The following is a 251-nucleotide window of genomic DNA, read 5'->3' as shown; positions in this document are numbered from 1 at the left end:
ATGATCGCCCGTTCGAAACCCGGACGGTCGAGGTTCATCAGCGAGCGCCATTTGGCCGGCGAGATCACTGGCGAGCTGAGGATCACGCGCGAGGCGTGTTCCGGCGACTCCTGGAAAATGTTGCGCTCGGCACCGAGGCAGATTTCCAGCGACATCACGATCGCTTCACGCAGCGGGTCGATCGGCGGGTTGGTCACCTGCGCGAACTGCTGACGGAAATAGTCGTACGGCGTGCGCACACGCTGGGACAG

1 protein-coding gene is annotated in these 251 nt (G+C 62.9%); it reads right to left on the bottom strand.

Annotation, left to right across the window (positions count from 1 at the left end; genetic code table 11):
• Nucleotides 1-251 (bottom strand): glutamate synthase central domain-containing protein (locus AAEY83_RS17155; RefSeq protein WP_351061076.1); only part of this gene is annotated, 251 nt, incomplete at both ends.

This window comes from Psychrobacter sp. TB20-MNA-CIBAN-0197 (assembly GCF_040309765.1).
Lineage (GTDB): Bacteria > Pseudomonadota > Gammaproteobacteria > Pseudomonadales > Moraxellaceae > Psychrobacter > Psychrobacter submarinus.
This window is presented reverse-complemented; position numbering and strand designations above follow the sequence as displayed.